This window comes from Paenibacillus guangzhouensis (assembly GCF_009363075.1).
Lineage (GTDB): Bacteria > Bacillota > Bacilli > Paenibacillales > Paenibacillaceae > Paenibacillus_K > Paenibacillus_K guangzhouensis.
This window is the reverse complement of the sequence record NZ_CP045293.1, coordinates 6,814,115-6,829,144: the sequence shown is the minus strand read 5'-3', so window position 1 is coordinate 6,829,144 and position 15,030 is coordinate 6,814,115. Positions and strand designations below refer to the sequence as shown.

15 protein-coding genes are annotated in these 15,030 nt (G+C 49.0%); 4 read left to right on the top strand and 11 right to left on the bottom strand.

Going from position 1 to position 15,030, the window contains the following annotated elements:
* Positions 1-664: 664 nt before the first annotated feature.
* The 6 genes from GCU39_RS30755 to GCU39_RS30730 form a co-directional block, all read right to left on the bottom strand.
* The gene (locus tag GCU39_RS30755; protein ID WP_152396955.1) at positions 665-943 is read right to left on the bottom strand and encodes a HesB/YadR/YfhF family protein; all 279 of its coding nucleotides are present in this window, start codon (positions 941-943) and stop codon (positions 665-667) included.
* A gap of 14 nt (positions 944-957) precedes the next feature.
* Complete coding sequence (locus tag GCU39_RS30750; protein ID WP_227793385.1) at positions 958-1,944, bottom strand: UDP-N-acetylmuramate dehydrogenase; 987 nt, start codon at positions 1,942-1,944, stop codon at positions 958-960.
* Between the two features lie 9 nt (positions 1,945-1,953).
* On the bottom strand, positions 1,954-2,298 hold the full coding sequence (locus tag GCU39_RS30745) for a HesB/IscA family protein (protein WP_321575649.1): 345 nt from the start codon (positions 2,296-2,298) through the stop codon (positions 1,954-1,956).
* A gap of 237 nt (positions 2,299-2,535) precedes the next feature.
* A complete protein-coding gene (trhO, locus tag GCU39_RS30740; protein ID WP_152396953.1) occupies positions 2,536-3,447 on the bottom strand; it encodes an oxygen-dependent tRNA uridine(34) hydroxylase TrhO in 912 nt (303 codons plus the stop codon).
* Positions 3,448-3,638: 191 nt separating this feature from the next.
* Positions 3,639-4,295 carry a helix-turn-helix transcriptional regulator gene (locus GCU39_RS30735; protein WP_152396952.1) on the bottom strand — a complete coding sequence of 219 codons (657 nt, stop codon included), beginning with the start codon at positions 4,293-4,295 and terminating at the stop codon, positions 3,639-3,641.
* A gap of 132 nt (positions 4,296-4,427) precedes the next feature.
* The gene (locus GCU39_RS30730; protein WP_152396951.1) at positions 4,428-5,306 is read right to left on the bottom strand and encodes a LysR family transcriptional regulator; all 879 of its coding nucleotides are present in this window, start codon (positions 5,304-5,306) and stop codon (positions 4,428-4,430) included.
* Positions 5,307-5,446: 140 nt separating this feature from the next.
* Here GCU39_RS30730 and dapA point away from each other — a divergent pair, with 140 nt between their 5' ends.
* A complete protein-coding gene (gene dapA / locus GCU39_RS30725; protein ID WP_152396950.1) occupies positions 5,447-6,334 on the top strand; it encodes a 4-hydroxy-tetrahydrodipicolinate synthase in 888 nt (295 codons plus the stop codon).
* Positions 6,335-6,337: 3 nt separating this feature from the next.
* Here dapA and GCU39_RS30720 read toward each other — a convergent pair whose 3' ends face one another.
* A complete protein-coding gene (locus GCU39_RS30720; protein WP_152396949.1) occupies positions 6,338-7,534 on the bottom strand; it encodes an oxalate decarboxylase family bicupin in 1,197 nt (398 codons plus the stop codon).
* 183 nt (positions 7,535-7,717) lie between these two features.
* Between GCU39_RS30720 and GCU39_RS30715 the strand changes: the two genes are divergently transcribed.
* The 3 genes from GCU39_RS30715 to GCU39_RS30705 all read left to right on the top strand — a co-directional run bounded on the left by GCU39_RS30715 (position 7,718) and on the right by GCU39_RS30705 (position 11,140).
* Positions 7,718-8,314, top strand: a complete 597-nt coding sequence (locus GCU39_RS30715; protein WP_152396948.1) for a TetR/AcrR family transcriptional regulator — start codon at positions 7,718-7,720, stop codon at positions 8,312-8,314.
* A 114-nt stretch (positions 8,315-8,428) separates the two neighbouring features.
* Positions 8,429-9,649: an MFS transporter gene (locus tag GCU39_RS30710; RefSeq protein WP_152396947.1), complete on the top strand. Its 1,221-nt coding sequence runs from the start codon at positions 8,429-8,431 to the stop codon at positions 9,647-9,649.
* 168 nt (positions 9,650-9,817) lie between these two features.
* The gene (locus GCU39_RS30705; RefSeq protein WP_152396946.1) at positions 9,818-11,140 is read left to right on the top strand and encodes an MFS transporter; all 1,323 of its coding nucleotides are present in this window, start codon (positions 9,818-9,820) and stop codon (positions 11,138-11,140) included.
* A gap of 52 nt (positions 11,141-11,192) precedes the next feature.
* Here GCU39_RS30705 and GCU39_RS30700 read toward each other — a convergent pair whose 3' ends face one another.
* The 4 genes from GCU39_RS30700 to GCU39_RS30685 form a co-directional block, all read right to left on the bottom strand.
* Positions 11,193-11,933: a WecB/TagA/CpsF family glycosyltransferase gene (locus tag GCU39_RS30700; RefSeq protein WP_152396945.1), complete on the bottom strand. Its 741-nt coding sequence runs from the start codon at positions 11,931-11,933 to the stop codon at positions 11,193-11,195.
* Between the two features lie 120 nt (positions 11,934-12,053).
* Positions 12,054-12,953, bottom strand: a complete 900-nt coding sequence (locus GCU39_RS30695) for an alpha/beta hydrolase (protein WP_152396944.1) — start codon at positions 12,951-12,953, stop codon at positions 12,054-12,056.
* A 153-nt stretch (positions 12,954-13,106) separates the two neighbouring features.
* Positions 13,107-14,021, bottom strand: a complete 915-nt coding sequence (locus GCU39_RS30690) for a helix-turn-helix transcriptional regulator (protein ID WP_193726694.1) — start codon at positions 14,019-14,021, stop codon at positions 13,107-13,109.
* Between the two features lie 181 nt (positions 14,022-14,202).
* Positions 14,203-15,006 (bottom strand): carbohydrate-binding protein, encoded by an 804-nt coding sequence (locus tag GCU39_RS30685; RefSeq protein WP_152396942.1) that lies wholly within the window; start codon positions 15,004-15,006, stop codon positions 14,203-14,205.
* Positions 15,007-15,030 lie beyond the last annotated feature (24 nt).

Below are 15,030 nucleotides of genomic sequence, written 5' to 3'. Positions count from 1 at the left end.
CGAGATCGATGCAATAAGCTCTCCTCGATTCGGTAGAGCGGAATTAGCGCGGTTTCAGGGCGAATAAGCGTGCTACGGTTCGTTAGAACCTTGGTGGATTGAGCAAACCGGCGGCTAACGAATCCTAGTGTGCTTATTGAGCCGATTTCGGGCCTTTCGCGCTTCTAACGAACCACAGGCGCGCTATTCGCCTCAATTTGGCCTAATTGCAACCGAGATCGATGCAATAAGCACGCCTCGGTTCGTTAGAGCGGAATTAGCGCAGTTTTCGGGCAAATAAGCGTGCTACGGTCCGTTAGAACCTTGGTGGACGAGATTCGGGGTGTATATGCTTGCTACAGTCCGTTAAGAACGCTGTTTGGACGAGCACATCGACGGCTAACGAATCCTAGTGTGCTTATTGAGCCGATTTCAGTCCTTTCGCGCTGCTAACGGACCACAGGCGCGCTATTCGCCTCAATTTGGCCTAATTGCAACTGAGATCGATGCAATAAGCTCTCCTCGATTCGTTAGAGCAGAAACAGAGCAGTTTTCGGGCAAATAAGCGTGCTACGGTTCGTTAGAACGTCGGTGGACGAGCAAGCCAGCGGCCAACGAGTCCCAGTATGCTTATTGAGCAATTTCGACTTTCGCGCTGCTAACGAACCACAGGTTTGTGAATCGACTATTCGACGTTGAGGACGATCCCGTCTTCATTCCTATCAATCTTTAATAGTGTATCCTTCAAAATCCATGCATCACTCTCTTCAACGAAGAAATGATAACCGCCGATCGGCTCAACAAGTACAGGATCAATTGGGTCTGCGCTAACGTTTATACCAATAGAAAACGCATCTCCCCCTCCACCTACATACTTTGCATAAATTCGTACATATTGACCTTCTTCTAAACCCCATTCTGTATGAAATGTATGAATTGCTTCTTCAGATATTAGAATTGCCATTCGAATCTTCTCCCTTATATTTGCACAACTTCCAGTTCTGGAACAAAGCCAAAATGTATATGGATTTCATTCATGATGACTTGCATCAAATATTCAATATCGCGAGCGCTTGCGCGGTTCACGTTAATAATAATATTGCCATGGTGCGGTGAAATCATCGCGCCGCCCTGCGTTAAACCTTTTAAATTCAATTGATCAACCAAAGCACCTATCGGCGTTCCAACATCATAATTGTTTTTAAATACAGAACCCGATGAGGGATATGTAAAATGATATTTGCTCATTCGGTATCGCTCAATACTTTTCAATGTTTCGGGAATGATCCTCCCTTTGTCTGCTAGCAACTGAAGTTCTTGTGCAAAAAATGTATAAAACGTACCCAGATGCGATGGGTCCTGAAGATCTAACCACCGTCTCAATACCATTTGCAATTCATAATCTTGATCTCCGCTAGGAATGACCTTCATATCAGCCCCAAGAATTAGCCAGTTATGCTTTTGAAAAATCGATTTTTTATAACCATATTGACATTCGCTAACGCTGATACTTTGAATGAATAGATCATCGCGGTCCAGATCGATGTAATAAACTCGCTCTATAATCTCACTGATCTGAAGTTGGTTATATTTCGCATTCATATATATTCCAGCGCCAAGACTCCCAGGCAGCAGATAGGTTAACTCGAAATCGGTGATGTTATGGAGAAGTCCTGCTATCGCTAACATGGACATCGGGACGCCTGCTGAGACAAACCAACGGGTGGTCCTGTTTTCCCAATAAACGAGCCTTTTTAAAGAAATAAATGCTTGATCGTCTCGCAGATCATCCGGAAAAAGCACATTGGAACCCAATCCGAAAATGAAGTAATGAAGACCTTTTACTTTGCATTGTTGTATCACGGTAATCAATTCATCATACGAACCTGGTGCAGCAAAAAAATGGGTTACACCACCGATTTGATAGGAGCAATGCCAAGCAAGCCATTCTTGTTTAAACATCATTGCGGACCTTTAACATTTCTTCGCGGATCCTCGGTATGTTGCCGTTCGGAAGCTCGCACCACAGCCACAGCTCGCTTTGACATTCGGATTATCCATCGTGAACCCGCCTGTCATCCCCTGGGCTACATAGTCAATTTTGAGGCCTTCTAGAAACGCCATGCTCTTCGAATCGATGACCAGCTGGAACCCCTTCATCTCGAAAGCTAGATCATCCTTCGCTTGAATATCATCGAATTTCATATCATAAGATAAGCCGCTGCAGCCTCCATCAACAACACCTACGCGCAAGAACAGATTATCGGCATGCTGGTTGTGAAGCATCTCCTTAATTTGAGCAGAAGCTAGATCGCTCATTTCAATCACGTTGCCACCTCATCTCAACTTTCATTTAATATACATAATAGTATACTATGTATATTTTCAATATATCCACATCCTTTCTCGAAGTCAATATATACTTTTTAAGTTAAAATGTTTAATAACTAGTTGGATATGATGAAGATCACGTTTTATTCGCAGACATGAGAAAAAGCGTAATACGTGTTCTTCACGCACTACGCTTTTCCATTGGTGTCTCATGATTATCGCAACTTATAGGCTCGATGTAAGCTCGCTTGCCTCGCTCTCCGGTTTACAAGCATCTGAGCAATAGCCCTCATGAATTTCGAGACAATCGTCGCAGCAAAGATGCTGCTTATGACAAAAATCATCTGCGCAATTCAACATGATGTCTGTCGGGTTACCGCAGTGATGACACTTGCCAACCGTCACGTCTTCATCCGTTTGATTAACCCGTACGGCAATACGTTCATCGAATACATACATTTTCCCATCGAATAACCGACCCTGGACTTCGGGATCTTTTCCATATGTCGTGATTCCCCCATCCAGCTGGGAAACATCGCTAAAGCCTTCATTTAGAAGTACACCCGTTAATGTCTCACATCGTATACCACCTGTGCAATAAGTGATGATCGGCTTGTCCTTCACATCGGACAGATGCGTTCGAATCCACTCCGGAAATTCACGAAAAGAGTCGATATCCGGTCGAATGGCATTACGAAAATGTCCAAGATCGAATTCATATCCGTTCCTGCCATCTAGAACGATAACATCGTCCCGTTGAAGCTGCTCATAAAATTGCTGAGGCGATAAACGTTTGCCGCTGATGGTATTCGGATCTAGAGGGGTTTCGTACCGTAACGTGACTAGCTCCTTCTTAGGCCGAACAAACAGCTTTTTGAATGCATGGGTCACCGCCTCATCGATTTTGAACAGGAGATCGGTAAACAAAGGGTGCTGATGCATATACGACATGTAGGCCTCTGTCTGCTCCCACGTTCCGGAGATGGTACCGTTAATCCCTTCAGCAGCGATCAGAATTCTTCCTTTGACGCCAAGCTCTTTGCAGTACGCCAGATGTTCTGCGGCAAAGGCTTCGTAATCTTCGATGGAGACATATTTATAATAAAGTAAAATACGGAACGGTTTTTGACTAGACACTATACAACACTCCTCATAAATAGATGATCAAGCAATTCCTATGAACTTCATTATGAAACATAATAAATGCAAATATATAAAAAGTAAACTCAAAATAACCCCACAAAGTGGGGCTTTGCTTCGAAGCTGATTCAGGTACTTTGCGGGGACCCCGAAACTTATAAATTCAATACCTTCAAATAAAGCTCACCTCAATTGGGATGAGTGTTCGTATCGTTAGCTTTTGGACGTATTCGATAAACGCATTTTTTTCCGTTTTTGGCCAAACATTCTGTTTGTTCTACCTTTGCATGGAGTAATGATTCAAAAAGACGGGTCTCACAGGTACAAGCATGCGTATATTTGCTCGCAATTTGGTAAATGGGACAATTGTATTCCGTCATTTCGAATACGCCATCCGTACGTTTTTCCCATGTGGCCATATATCCGTTATTGGATTGAATTTCGGCTAGAGCGGCGATCTTGCTCTCCAAATCCTTACCCTCTAAATGCTGTTGATGACGTTTTTGCAATGAAATTTGCCTAAGTTCAAACAAGTGATTGACTTCTCTTACACCAGACTCTCCCTCAAGCTCGGACAGAAGCTCTAATGCCACGGTATGGTATTTATTCGGGAAGAATCCCTCCGCTTTTTCTGTCAAACGATAAACTGCCATAGGACGTCCCATTGTTTGCCTTACGGTGGTATATTCGATTAGATCTTCCTTCTCAAGGACAGAAAGATGCCTTCGAACAGCCATACCGGTAATGCCTAATTGATCTGTAATGGCTTTTGCGCTCAATCCACCATTCGTTTTGAGCATTTGCATGATTTTGTCACGAGTAGACAGATCCACATCGTCTTTCAATTCAGCTCACCTCCGATCAAGAACAACCGTCAAATCAGGATCGAATTGAAATCGTCCATTCCCCTGATCTAGTAGTATATTATATATATACGACATTGTATAGATATGAAATATTATAGATATATTAGTTGATTAAACCCCAGCCTGATCCATCATGCCGATAAAATGATCCAGCGCCGCGGATCGCCACTTCTTCGGATGCATCACCCATTGCAGATAGATCCGAAGGTCCGGATGATGGAACGGAATGACTGCGAGTGTCCCGCGCTGGATCTCTTCCTCTGCGACGACGCGCGGCAGCAGCGCAATCCCGAGCCCCTTCATCACGCAGTGCTTGACCGCCTCCAAGTTCCCCAGCTCGAACACCGTGCGGTATTTGATCTGTTGATCCTTGAGTAATAGCTCGAACATGCTGCGGTAAAGGCAGCTCCCTTCGGTCAAGATAAATTCGCAATCCTCCAGATCGGCAACTTCAACCTGCTCCCGCAGCGACAGCACATGGCCCGGTTCGGCGACGAGGACGAGCGGCTCTTCCCGCACGACTTGGCATTGCAAGCCTGGGTCGGCCGGAATCCGATCGAGCAGCAGACCGATGTCGTAATCGCCTTCTTTCACCTTCGCGAGCAGCACATCCTCTCGGTCCGGGAAGAGATGGACGGATAGCCCCGGCATCTCCGCACGCAACTGCTGCAAATACGCAGGCAGGACATAGGCCGCGAGCGAATCGATCGTGCCGATCGTCAGCGTGCCGCCCATCTGCTGCGAGATTTTCTCCATCGACTCGGCGTACAAGTCCAGCATCGGCAGGACGAACTTCAACAGCTCCTCCCCGGGCGGCGTCAACCGCATCTGTCTGCCTGCCCGCTCGAACAGCGTAACCCCATACGCTTGCTCCAGCTTCTGGATTTGCGCCGTAATGCTCGATTGCGCGTAGCCTAATGCTTCCGCTGCACGGGTGAAGCTGCCCCGTCGTGCCACTTCCCGGAATGTCTGAAACGTCGTCATATCCATGGCCTGTCCACCTCTTATATAAATTATCAGTAATTTCGATACCTATGATCATTTATTATAGATAACTCCGATAGATAATTCCATGATAAGGTGAAAGAAACGAATCTATGCCCCATTCATTTGAAGGAGGACTCCTATTCATGCTAACTGAACAACAATTACACGGCGTCTACGTCCCTGTCGTGACGCCATTCGATGCGCAAGAAAATCTCGACCTGGAATCGCTGCATCAGCTTGTCGCAACCATTGCGAAGAACGATGTCCAGGGCATCGTGCTGAACGGCACGACCGGCGAATCGCCTTCGACCTCTAAGGAAGAGATCGAACAGATGATGGCGACCGTGCAACGCGCATTGGCCGGAACGAACATCCCGCTTGTCCTAGGCGCAGGCAGTAACGACACCCGCTCGACGGTATCCCGTATCGAACAGGCTGGCGCACTCGGCGCAGAGGCCGTGTTGGTTGTCGTCCCATATTACAACCGTCCATCACAGCAAGGAGTAATCGAGCATTTCCGCAAAGCGGCGCAGGTCGGCGTGCCGGTTATTCTCTATGAAATCCCGCACCGCACAGGGCTGAAGCTCGAACATGATACCGTTCGTCAGATTCTCGACATCGATGGCGTCATCGGGATGAAAGATAGTACGCCGAACACCGATCTCGTCACAGCCCTTGTACAAGGTGGTCAGACCAAACCGATTCTATGCGGTGAAGATACGCTGCTCTACCCGTCGCTAACAGCCGGCGCGAAAGGCATGATGTCCGCCACCGCAAATGTGCACACCGATCGGTTCGTCGCGTTCTATCAAGCATTTACATCTGGTCAGCACGCCGATGCGGAGGCGCAATTCAACGCGCTGCTGCCGCTCATTCGCCTGGCGTTCGCCGAGCCGAATCCGGCTCCGCTCAAATGGCTGCTCCACGAGCAAGGCATCATCGAGCATGGCACGCTGCGTTTGCCGATGCTCCCGATCAGCCCCGCACTGCGCGAACGCCTCTTGCCTTTTGTACAACAATTGCAAGTATAGGTTTCACGGCGTGTTCGGATAACGCACGACCGGCCATTTCTCCTTGCGGAGCGCGTTTAACAGCTCATCACCAACATGGAGGTTATCTCGCACGAGATCCCTTGGGGTTAGCGCCATCCATTGATTTAGGGAAATATCAGCGAACCGGTCGCTCTTGAACATTTCGAGGAACCATAGCGTATCCGTGCCTGTATTCTGAATATAATGCCCGAACGCAAACGGCACGTACCCGACATCGCCAGCCCGGTAGTCGAAGGTGCGTGCCGCTCCATTTCCTCCGAAGACGGTCATCCGGCCCTGTCCGGTCAAATAATACTGCCACTCGTCATTGTTCGGATGCCAATGCAGCTCACGCATGCCGCCCGGCAAAATCTCAACAAGCGCAGCTGCGACGGTCTTCGAGATCGGGAAATTCGACGAATCCACAATCCGCACGCTGCCACCCGGCGTAATGAGCGGCTTCTGGGCGAGCAATCGATGCTTGAAGCTCAGCGGAATCGTCCCATACGGCGACTGTACCTTCTGGCTGTCGATCGGACCTGGCACCTGATCCTGAAAAATATAGACCTGCCCCTTCGGAATATCCTCGAACGCTTTTTCTGGAACCCCGAAATTCGCTGCCAGCACATCGCGCGGCGTATGCGCGAACCAATCGGAAATCGATAAGGTATTTAAATCGGAAAAATGACCGTCGTCGAATACCAATAGAAATTCGCAGCCATCCTCGAGCCCTTGAATCGAATGCGGTAGCCCTGGCGGAAAATACCACAAATCCCCGTGCTCGACATCCGCAATAAAATTTCGTCCTTCAGCGTCCACGGACGTGATCCGCGCCTTGCCCATAATCATAAACGCCCACTCGGCCTGCTGATGCCAATGGAGTTCCCTGACGCCCCCTGGCGTCAACCGCATATTGACACCTGCAAGCGTCGTTGCGATCGGCAGCTCTCTCACGGTAATCTCCCGCGACCATCCGCCTTGATTGAGCTGCATATGTGTATCCGAGAATGAGAATTTCATATTCGGAATGAGGCCGTTGTCCGTTATTGGCGGGACGAGCATATTCGGATTCTCACAATCCCGCATCACGTCGCGAGGTCCAAGATCGGTAGCGCCCGCTCCGTCCTCACGCCGTATTGGCTGCGGAATGTTCCCATTCCTTACGCCATCCCCCGTTGTCGTTCTCTGACGATGCTCCATCAGACACACTCCTCTCCTATGGATTCGATTCCGCGCAACATGATCCGTCACCAAGTAGCCTATGCCCCATTCATCTCGTCTTATGACTTGAAACCATTCGCTGCCTGTGATAAGATACTGAACGAGCGTTCAGTATGCATGATTTTGGGAATATGATCCGTCATAACGATTGAGGGGATTCTAATGAATAAGAAGCAAATCCAAAGTGAACAGACCAGGAAACGAGTAGCTGATGCGGCAAGAGCCCTGTTTACACAGAAGGGATATAAAGCCACATCGATTGAAGATATCGTCGAAGCGACGGGCAGCAGCAAGGGAAATATTTATTATCATTTCAAGAGCAAAGAAGGGTTGTTCCTCCACTTGGTCGATGAATGGGATCAAGAATGGGAAGTGAAATGGAAGCAGAAGGCGTCGCAGTACAATACAACGACGGAGAAGCTGTTCTCGATTGCGGAGGATCTGGTCCTCGATGACCTGAATCACCCGCTCACGAAGGCTGCGGATGAATTCTTCAACACCGAAGAGATTACGCCCGAAGCGGAAGAGCGTATCGCAGAGATGGTTGCGCGCCACTTGCTGTTCTATCAGGAGCTAGTGCAAGAAGGAATCCAGCAAGGGGAATTCAAGTCGCTGAACGTGGAATACATGGCGCTCATTTTGGAAAGTCTAACCTACGGACTGAATCAAATGTCTCGGAAATCCACGCTCGAGGAGAAACTTGGTCTCTATCGAATGGCTATTCAAGTCGTCCTGCGCGGCATTGCAACAGAGCCTTAGCAAGGCTTAACATCCAGCGGCCCTCTCTAGCAAAAGATAGGGTCGATTATTTCCATAGAATCCAGACTGAACATTCAGTATTAATCTATTTTTTCATAAGTTGAGGAGATTATTATGTCACTATTACTACGCAATCGAGGAGCGTTGCTGCTCCTGATGTTAAATCTATTTCTAGTCTTTACAGGTATTGGCCTAGTCATTCCGATCATGCCAACCTATATGAACGAGCTTCACATCTCGGGAAGCATCGTAGGTCTGCTCGTTGCAGCCTTCTCCGTGACGCAGCTCGTCTGTTCTCCGATTGCTGGACGTCTGTCCGATACGATCGGTCGTAAAAAATCGATCATTGCCGGACTCATCGTGTTCGCCATCTCGGAATGGTTGTTCGGGATTGCGAATGCCCCTACGCTCCTATTCATCTCTCGGATGCTCGGCGGAATCGGTGCGGCGCTCATTATGCCTGCCGTCATGGCGTATACTGCCGATATGACCTCTGTTGAAGAACGCGCCAAAGGGATGGGACTCATCAACGCAGCCATTACCACCGGATTCATTATTGGTCCCGGCATTGGCGGATATGTCGCCGATTTCGGTATCCGCGTACCGTTCTACTCAGCAGCAGTAGCCGGCGTTGTCGCAGCTATCCTAACCTTCCTCATTCTCCCGGAATCGCGGCCTGTAGCGAAGCGTACAGCAGATTCTGCCGAGCCAATGAAGAAGCAGCCTCTGATCAAGCAGGTGCTGCAATCGTACCGCGAGCCATACTTCATCAGTCTGGTGATTGTATTCGTTTGTTCTTTTGGTCTTGCCAATTATGAGACGGTCTTCGGCCTCTTCGTGGATCACAAATTCGGGTTCACAGCGAAAGATATTGCCTTCATTATTACATTCGGTTCCATCGCAGGCGCTGTGGTCCAAGTGACAATCTTCGGATGGCTGCTTAATAAATTCGGCGAGAAGAAGGTCATCAGCACCTGTCTGATCATCGCGAGCATCTTCGTGATGTTAACCCTTGCCGTTCATACCTTCTGGCTCATTATTGTCGTGACGTTCATCCTATTCCTGTCGATCGATATCCTGCGGCCTGCGCTTGGTACGCAAATGTCCAAGGTGGCCGAGGATCAACAAGGATATATCGCTGGACTGAACTCCGCATTCACGAGTCTTGGCAATATCGTCGGACCTGCCGTCGCCGGTGTGTTGTTCGACATGAACTTGAACTTCCCGTACATCTCAGCGGCGCTTATCCTATTCCTAGGATTTATTCTAGCGTTTCGCTCCAGAATCAATGCACCGGATCCTGTGCGGATGAAAGTAAAAAATAACGAATCCTAATAGAATAAGCTAAATGTGAAGAGCGCTTTTGATTAGAGCGCTCTTTTTTGCCGCGTGCACAGCTGATCGTGAAATCCAAAAATGATCATCATGCTGCTCCATATCCCATATAAGTGGGATATGACATCATGGAACCATATGGTATTGTTAGATGGAGGTGATCTAAGTATGGAGCTTAAACACGAACGTGTATCCACTCTCCAGAAGAAATCAAACGAAGCAGAAAACTACATACACTCTCCTGCGGAGCAGCAAAGACTCTATAAACGCACATTATTTATCGTCGTCATTTCTCAAATTTTCGGGGGCGCCGGTCTCGCTGCGGGGGTAACGGTCGGGGCATTGTTAGCCCAGGAAATGCTCGGAACTGATCGTTATGCCGGCATTCCTGCAGCCCTGCTCACATTAGGTTCTGCACTCTCCGCATTCCTGATCGGCCGATTCTCTGAGCGATCTGGGCGGCGGCTGGGACTTGGTGTTGGATTTCTTGTCGGCGGCATCGGCGCGATTGGCGTGGTCATGGTCGCGATCCTCAGCAACGTCTACTTGTTGTTCGTCTCACTATGTATCTACGGGGCGGGGACCGCTACGAACCTGCAAGCACGATATGCAGGGACAGATCTAGCTGGGCCGACTCAGCGGGCAACCGCCATAAGCATTGCGATGGTCTCAACGACCTTTGGCGCCGTAGCGGGTCCAAATGTCGTCGAGCCGATGGGACGATTTGCGCTCTCGGTGGGCGCTCCAGCGCTGGCAGGTCCTTTCATGCTCGGGGCCGCTGCATTTATCCTTGCAGGACTTGTGCTGCTCGTATTCCTGCGGCCAGATCCGTTATTGATCGCGAAGGCTTGGGACAGACAACAGACGAAGAAATCTGCCGGAGCGGATTCACTGGCAGCGCACAGCTCTGTCCATCACAATCACGGCCTCATTGTCGGCACAACGGTCATGGTCTTAACCCAGCTCGTCATGGTGGCTATCATGACCATGACGCCGATCCATATGAAGCACCATGGGCATGGACTTGGCGAAGTGGGACTGGTGATTGGCATTCATGTCGGCGCCATGTATCTCCCGTCTCTATTTACGGGCATGCTCGTCGATCGGATCGGTCGAACCACGATGGCTTACAGTTCAGGCGTCACGCTGCTCGCTGCCGGATTACTGGCTGCACTCGCCCCAGGAGACTCGCTCATTCTCTTAATCGTCGCGCTTGCACTTCTCGGCCTGGGATGGAATCTTGGCTTTATTAGCGGCACAGCACTCATCGTGGATGGAACCTCCCCAGCAACACGCGCCAAAACGCAAGGCACCCTGGATGTGCTTACCGCCTTAGCGGGAGCATCAGGCGGCGCCCTCTCCGGCATGGTCGTGGCATCCAGCAGCTATGCTGTATTGTCTTACGCAGGCGGGTTTCTCTCCCTGCTGCTTATCCCTGTGGTGATCTGGACGCGCCGCAAATCTGCAGCGAAACAGACAATCTCGATGTAACACGAACGACCTCGGCAAGGCAGTGATGAAATGCTGCCTTACCGAGGTCGTTCTATTTTCTACCCTCACGATACAAAATCGCCCGAATTGCAAACTGCGGCAAGATCAACTGTCTGCGCCATCGATGCGGCTGTTGAATGAGACGATATAACCACTCTACATTCCAACGCTTCCACACTTCAGGTGTCTGCTTCACTTTACCCGCAATGACATCGAGGCTGCCCCCGACACCGATGGCAATTTTCGCCTGGAGCTTGTCCTTGTATTGATGAATCCATCGCTCCGCATAAGGCGCACCTAACGCGACAATTAAGAAATCCGGTCTAGCCGAACTAATCTCAGTTATGATACGTTCCTCATCCTCCGGCTTGAAGAAGCCATGCTGATTCCCACATATCTTAAGATTCGGATAGGTGGAGCGGATAACTTCGCAAGCCTTGGGATTCGTTACAGGATCCGCCCCAAGGAAGTAAAAGGACCACCCCTTCTCATTCCCTGCAGCCAGCAGCTGAAGGAGCATATCGTATCCTGTCACGCGTTCCGGAAGATGGTCGCCCTTGATACGTGACACCATCACGATACCAATCCCATCCGCCGTAATCATCCCCGCTTCCTCAACAATAGAACGCAGTTCGCTATTTTTCTGGCAAGCCATCGTAATCTCAGGATTCACGGTGACGACATGGAACAATTCTGACCGAGGCTCTTCGACCACTTGACGTAGAAGATCAACAGATTCCTCTAACGTCCGCTTCGGGAATTGTATTCCCATGATCGCTGCTGTATCTTTCATGGAGAAACCCTACTTTCATGGTTGTTTGTCCCTATTTTAACATTGATTAGGTAGAGAATCATCATGCCAAAAAAGACCCGCACAAGGCAGGCCTTTCTTCCACAAGCGATAGCATCCGCTCTACTCCCGGTCCATTCCCCCATAAAATAAGAGATAGTTCTCCATCTGACTGCTCCAATAAGCATCATCATGTTTCCCACCCGGCGTAGAATGGAACTCGAAAGACTTCGTTTTCTGGACGTTTAGAGTATCCCTCAGCTTTTTCGTTGCCTCCTTAAAATCATCCTGTTCGCCGCAATCGAGGTATATACTGACCTTATTCAGTTTCTGGCTGGCCGCGAGCGCAAGTGGATCATTTTCTTGCCGAGTCGCATCGGTCGGGTAGATCATCTTCTCAAGCACGTCCCACATCGGGCCTACGAATAAAGCGGGCGCGTGGCCCCCGATTTTACTATACAGGTTCGGGTGCCTAAGCCCGATATGCAGCGCCGCGAATCCCCCCATGGACGTCCCGCCAATATATCTGCCCGTCCGCGACTTCATCGTGTTGAAATGGGTATCCACGAAGTTCACGACGTCTTTCGTCAAATAATCCTCGTATTTGCCGGTCTGAAGCACCCCTTCATCCCCTGGCTTGCCGCTTCCTTCCATATATCCTGTGCGGTCCGCGGAATTGACACCGAAGCTGTTATCGATTTTCGGAGCGACGATGATCATCGGCTCGATCTTCCCGCTGCTGATCAATTCATCCGCCTTTTTCACGACCTGTAGTGCCTTAAACCAATGATCCTCGTTCAATTTGTAGGAATGCAGCACATAGAGCACGGGGTATTTGTCCTGCGCACCATAGTTAGGCGGTAAATAGACATTGACATTCATTTCTTTCTGCAAGGACTCGCTGTAGAAGACGGCCTTCAACGTTGTCGAAGACGCATGAGGCTGCTGCGGGGCGGCTAAGACGGCCGCCTGACTTAATGAGAAGCTAAGCACGACTGCACATAGAACTTTGAACCATTTCATCCTTCCATCTCCTCTTCTAGATTTCAAAATCGATCTATGGAGAAGCTTATCAGGACGGCACCCCGGATGGTACTGATTATCCGCAGGATGTTCCTGCAAATCGACAGCATTTATCTAATAAAAAAAAGCACCCCTTCTCGGAGCGCTGTTAAGCTATGATTGATGAAGCATCCAGCAATATTGGTTGCGATATTCTGCCGGTGAATATCCGGAATGCTTGCGGAAATTACGAATGAAATGCGCGTCATCCTGAATGCCGATCAACTCCATGATCTCCGTTGTGGGCAGTGTCGTGTTCCGAAGCATGGCATCGGCCATTCGCATCCGAATATGATTCAAGTAGGAGATGACAGAGTAACCCGTGGATTTTTTGAACGCCTCATTGAGCGTCGTCTTATTGACAAGGAACAACTCGGTTAGATGCTCTAATCGAATCTTCTCTTGATAATGCGTATGCAGATAAGTAACGACTGGTTTAATGGATTCCGAGACCGCGTGCGGGAGTGGATACGGGGTCAAATCCGTCTCCTGATACACCTGACGAATGAGAAATAGGAGCTCCATCAAATACGAGCGGCTGCGGCATGGCCAATAGGTATCCGGCTGCTCCGCGAGATTCCAGCCTATCGCCTCCATCATCTCCTCGGCACGTTTCACGACGGCAGGGTCCAGCGGCAATGCGCCATAATAAGAATCGGAACGATCTGTGAAGGACTCTAGTACCCATAAATCCTGATAATCAGACGTCCCCCCTTCGCCAGAACCGTTCAGCAATGCTTCGAGCCGCGCATTCAATACGCTTGGCATAAAGTTCAAGCGCTTCATTCGGAGCGGTGCTTGAGCCAAGAATCGTACTTGCTCGCCCCCCTGAAAACAACACACCCCTGGCGCAAAAATCGGATAACGTCGATCTGCAATCTGAAGCACCCCCGTCCCTTCGCGAATTAAGAAGATCCGAAATACCGATGCAAGTTCAAGCGGCTCGTCCTCCCCCCTACTTGCTTGCTCATAGGTCATGCCAATCTGATAGCCTTGATGATAGAGTTTCCCTTCCGTCCAGAGCTTCATCCTACCGCCGTCCCTTATCCATGGAATATACATCCGAATGATTGCTTCTTCATCGTACGATGATCAACGCCGTCCGAGAAGGGATAAATTTGCTGAATTCGAGGGATGTAAAAAGATAAAAAAAAGAACCCCCGGATTACGAGAGTTCTAACTCCATGCGCTTTCAAACAAAACTATTCTCTCACTTTACTTCATTGCCATAAACTTCAATTTGCGTTAATGCAGGGAACGGCGACGGGTCATCTGACTTGATTAAGTTCTTCAATGTCAGTGATTCTACCCGACGCGGCTCAAGCTTAATGACCTGCTTTAAATTCGTTTTCGTTAAATGAATCGTTATACAATCACCATTGGAGAAGCAGACAGTTACTTGCTTCCAATAGTTATCGTGAGGAAAGTCAGCACGCAATGTAAGTGCGAGACAGTCGATTTCTACGGTACGCCCAAATTGCACACTCATTTCTGCGTCATCTTGTTGGTTAATGCCCCACGACTCAAATGGCCATGCCCCGTGACCGGCATTAAAGCAATTGCCATCAATGGCATTGCGAGCAGCAAACACGGACTCACCGCGGGTTTCCACATTCGCAAGCGCATGCGGGTAACAACTGTTATTCTCATGTTGGTCGAACGGATTAAGGGCTACATTTTTATAACTGGAGATTTCCGCTGCAGTCGCTAAGCGCACGCTAATGGCATGGATGCCACCACTGAACGATTTAGGGGAATAGGAAATTTTCTTCTCTCCAAACGGAATTGTAAACCGATAGCTCGTTGTCGCTAAATATACGAACGCTTCCGGCATGGCATCATCAAGCTGCAAACATAAATACTGGTGGGGATGCTCGCTCTTAACAACAATTTGGTCACCCTCTTGATAAGGATGATGATATACAAGCTGGGCTTGCCCCTGATCAGAGTCCATTGCCAATACGTTATTATTCATATCGTGAATTTCAATCGTAAGCTGAGTTAGTGGTGTCATACGGTGATTACCTCTTTCCTCGTT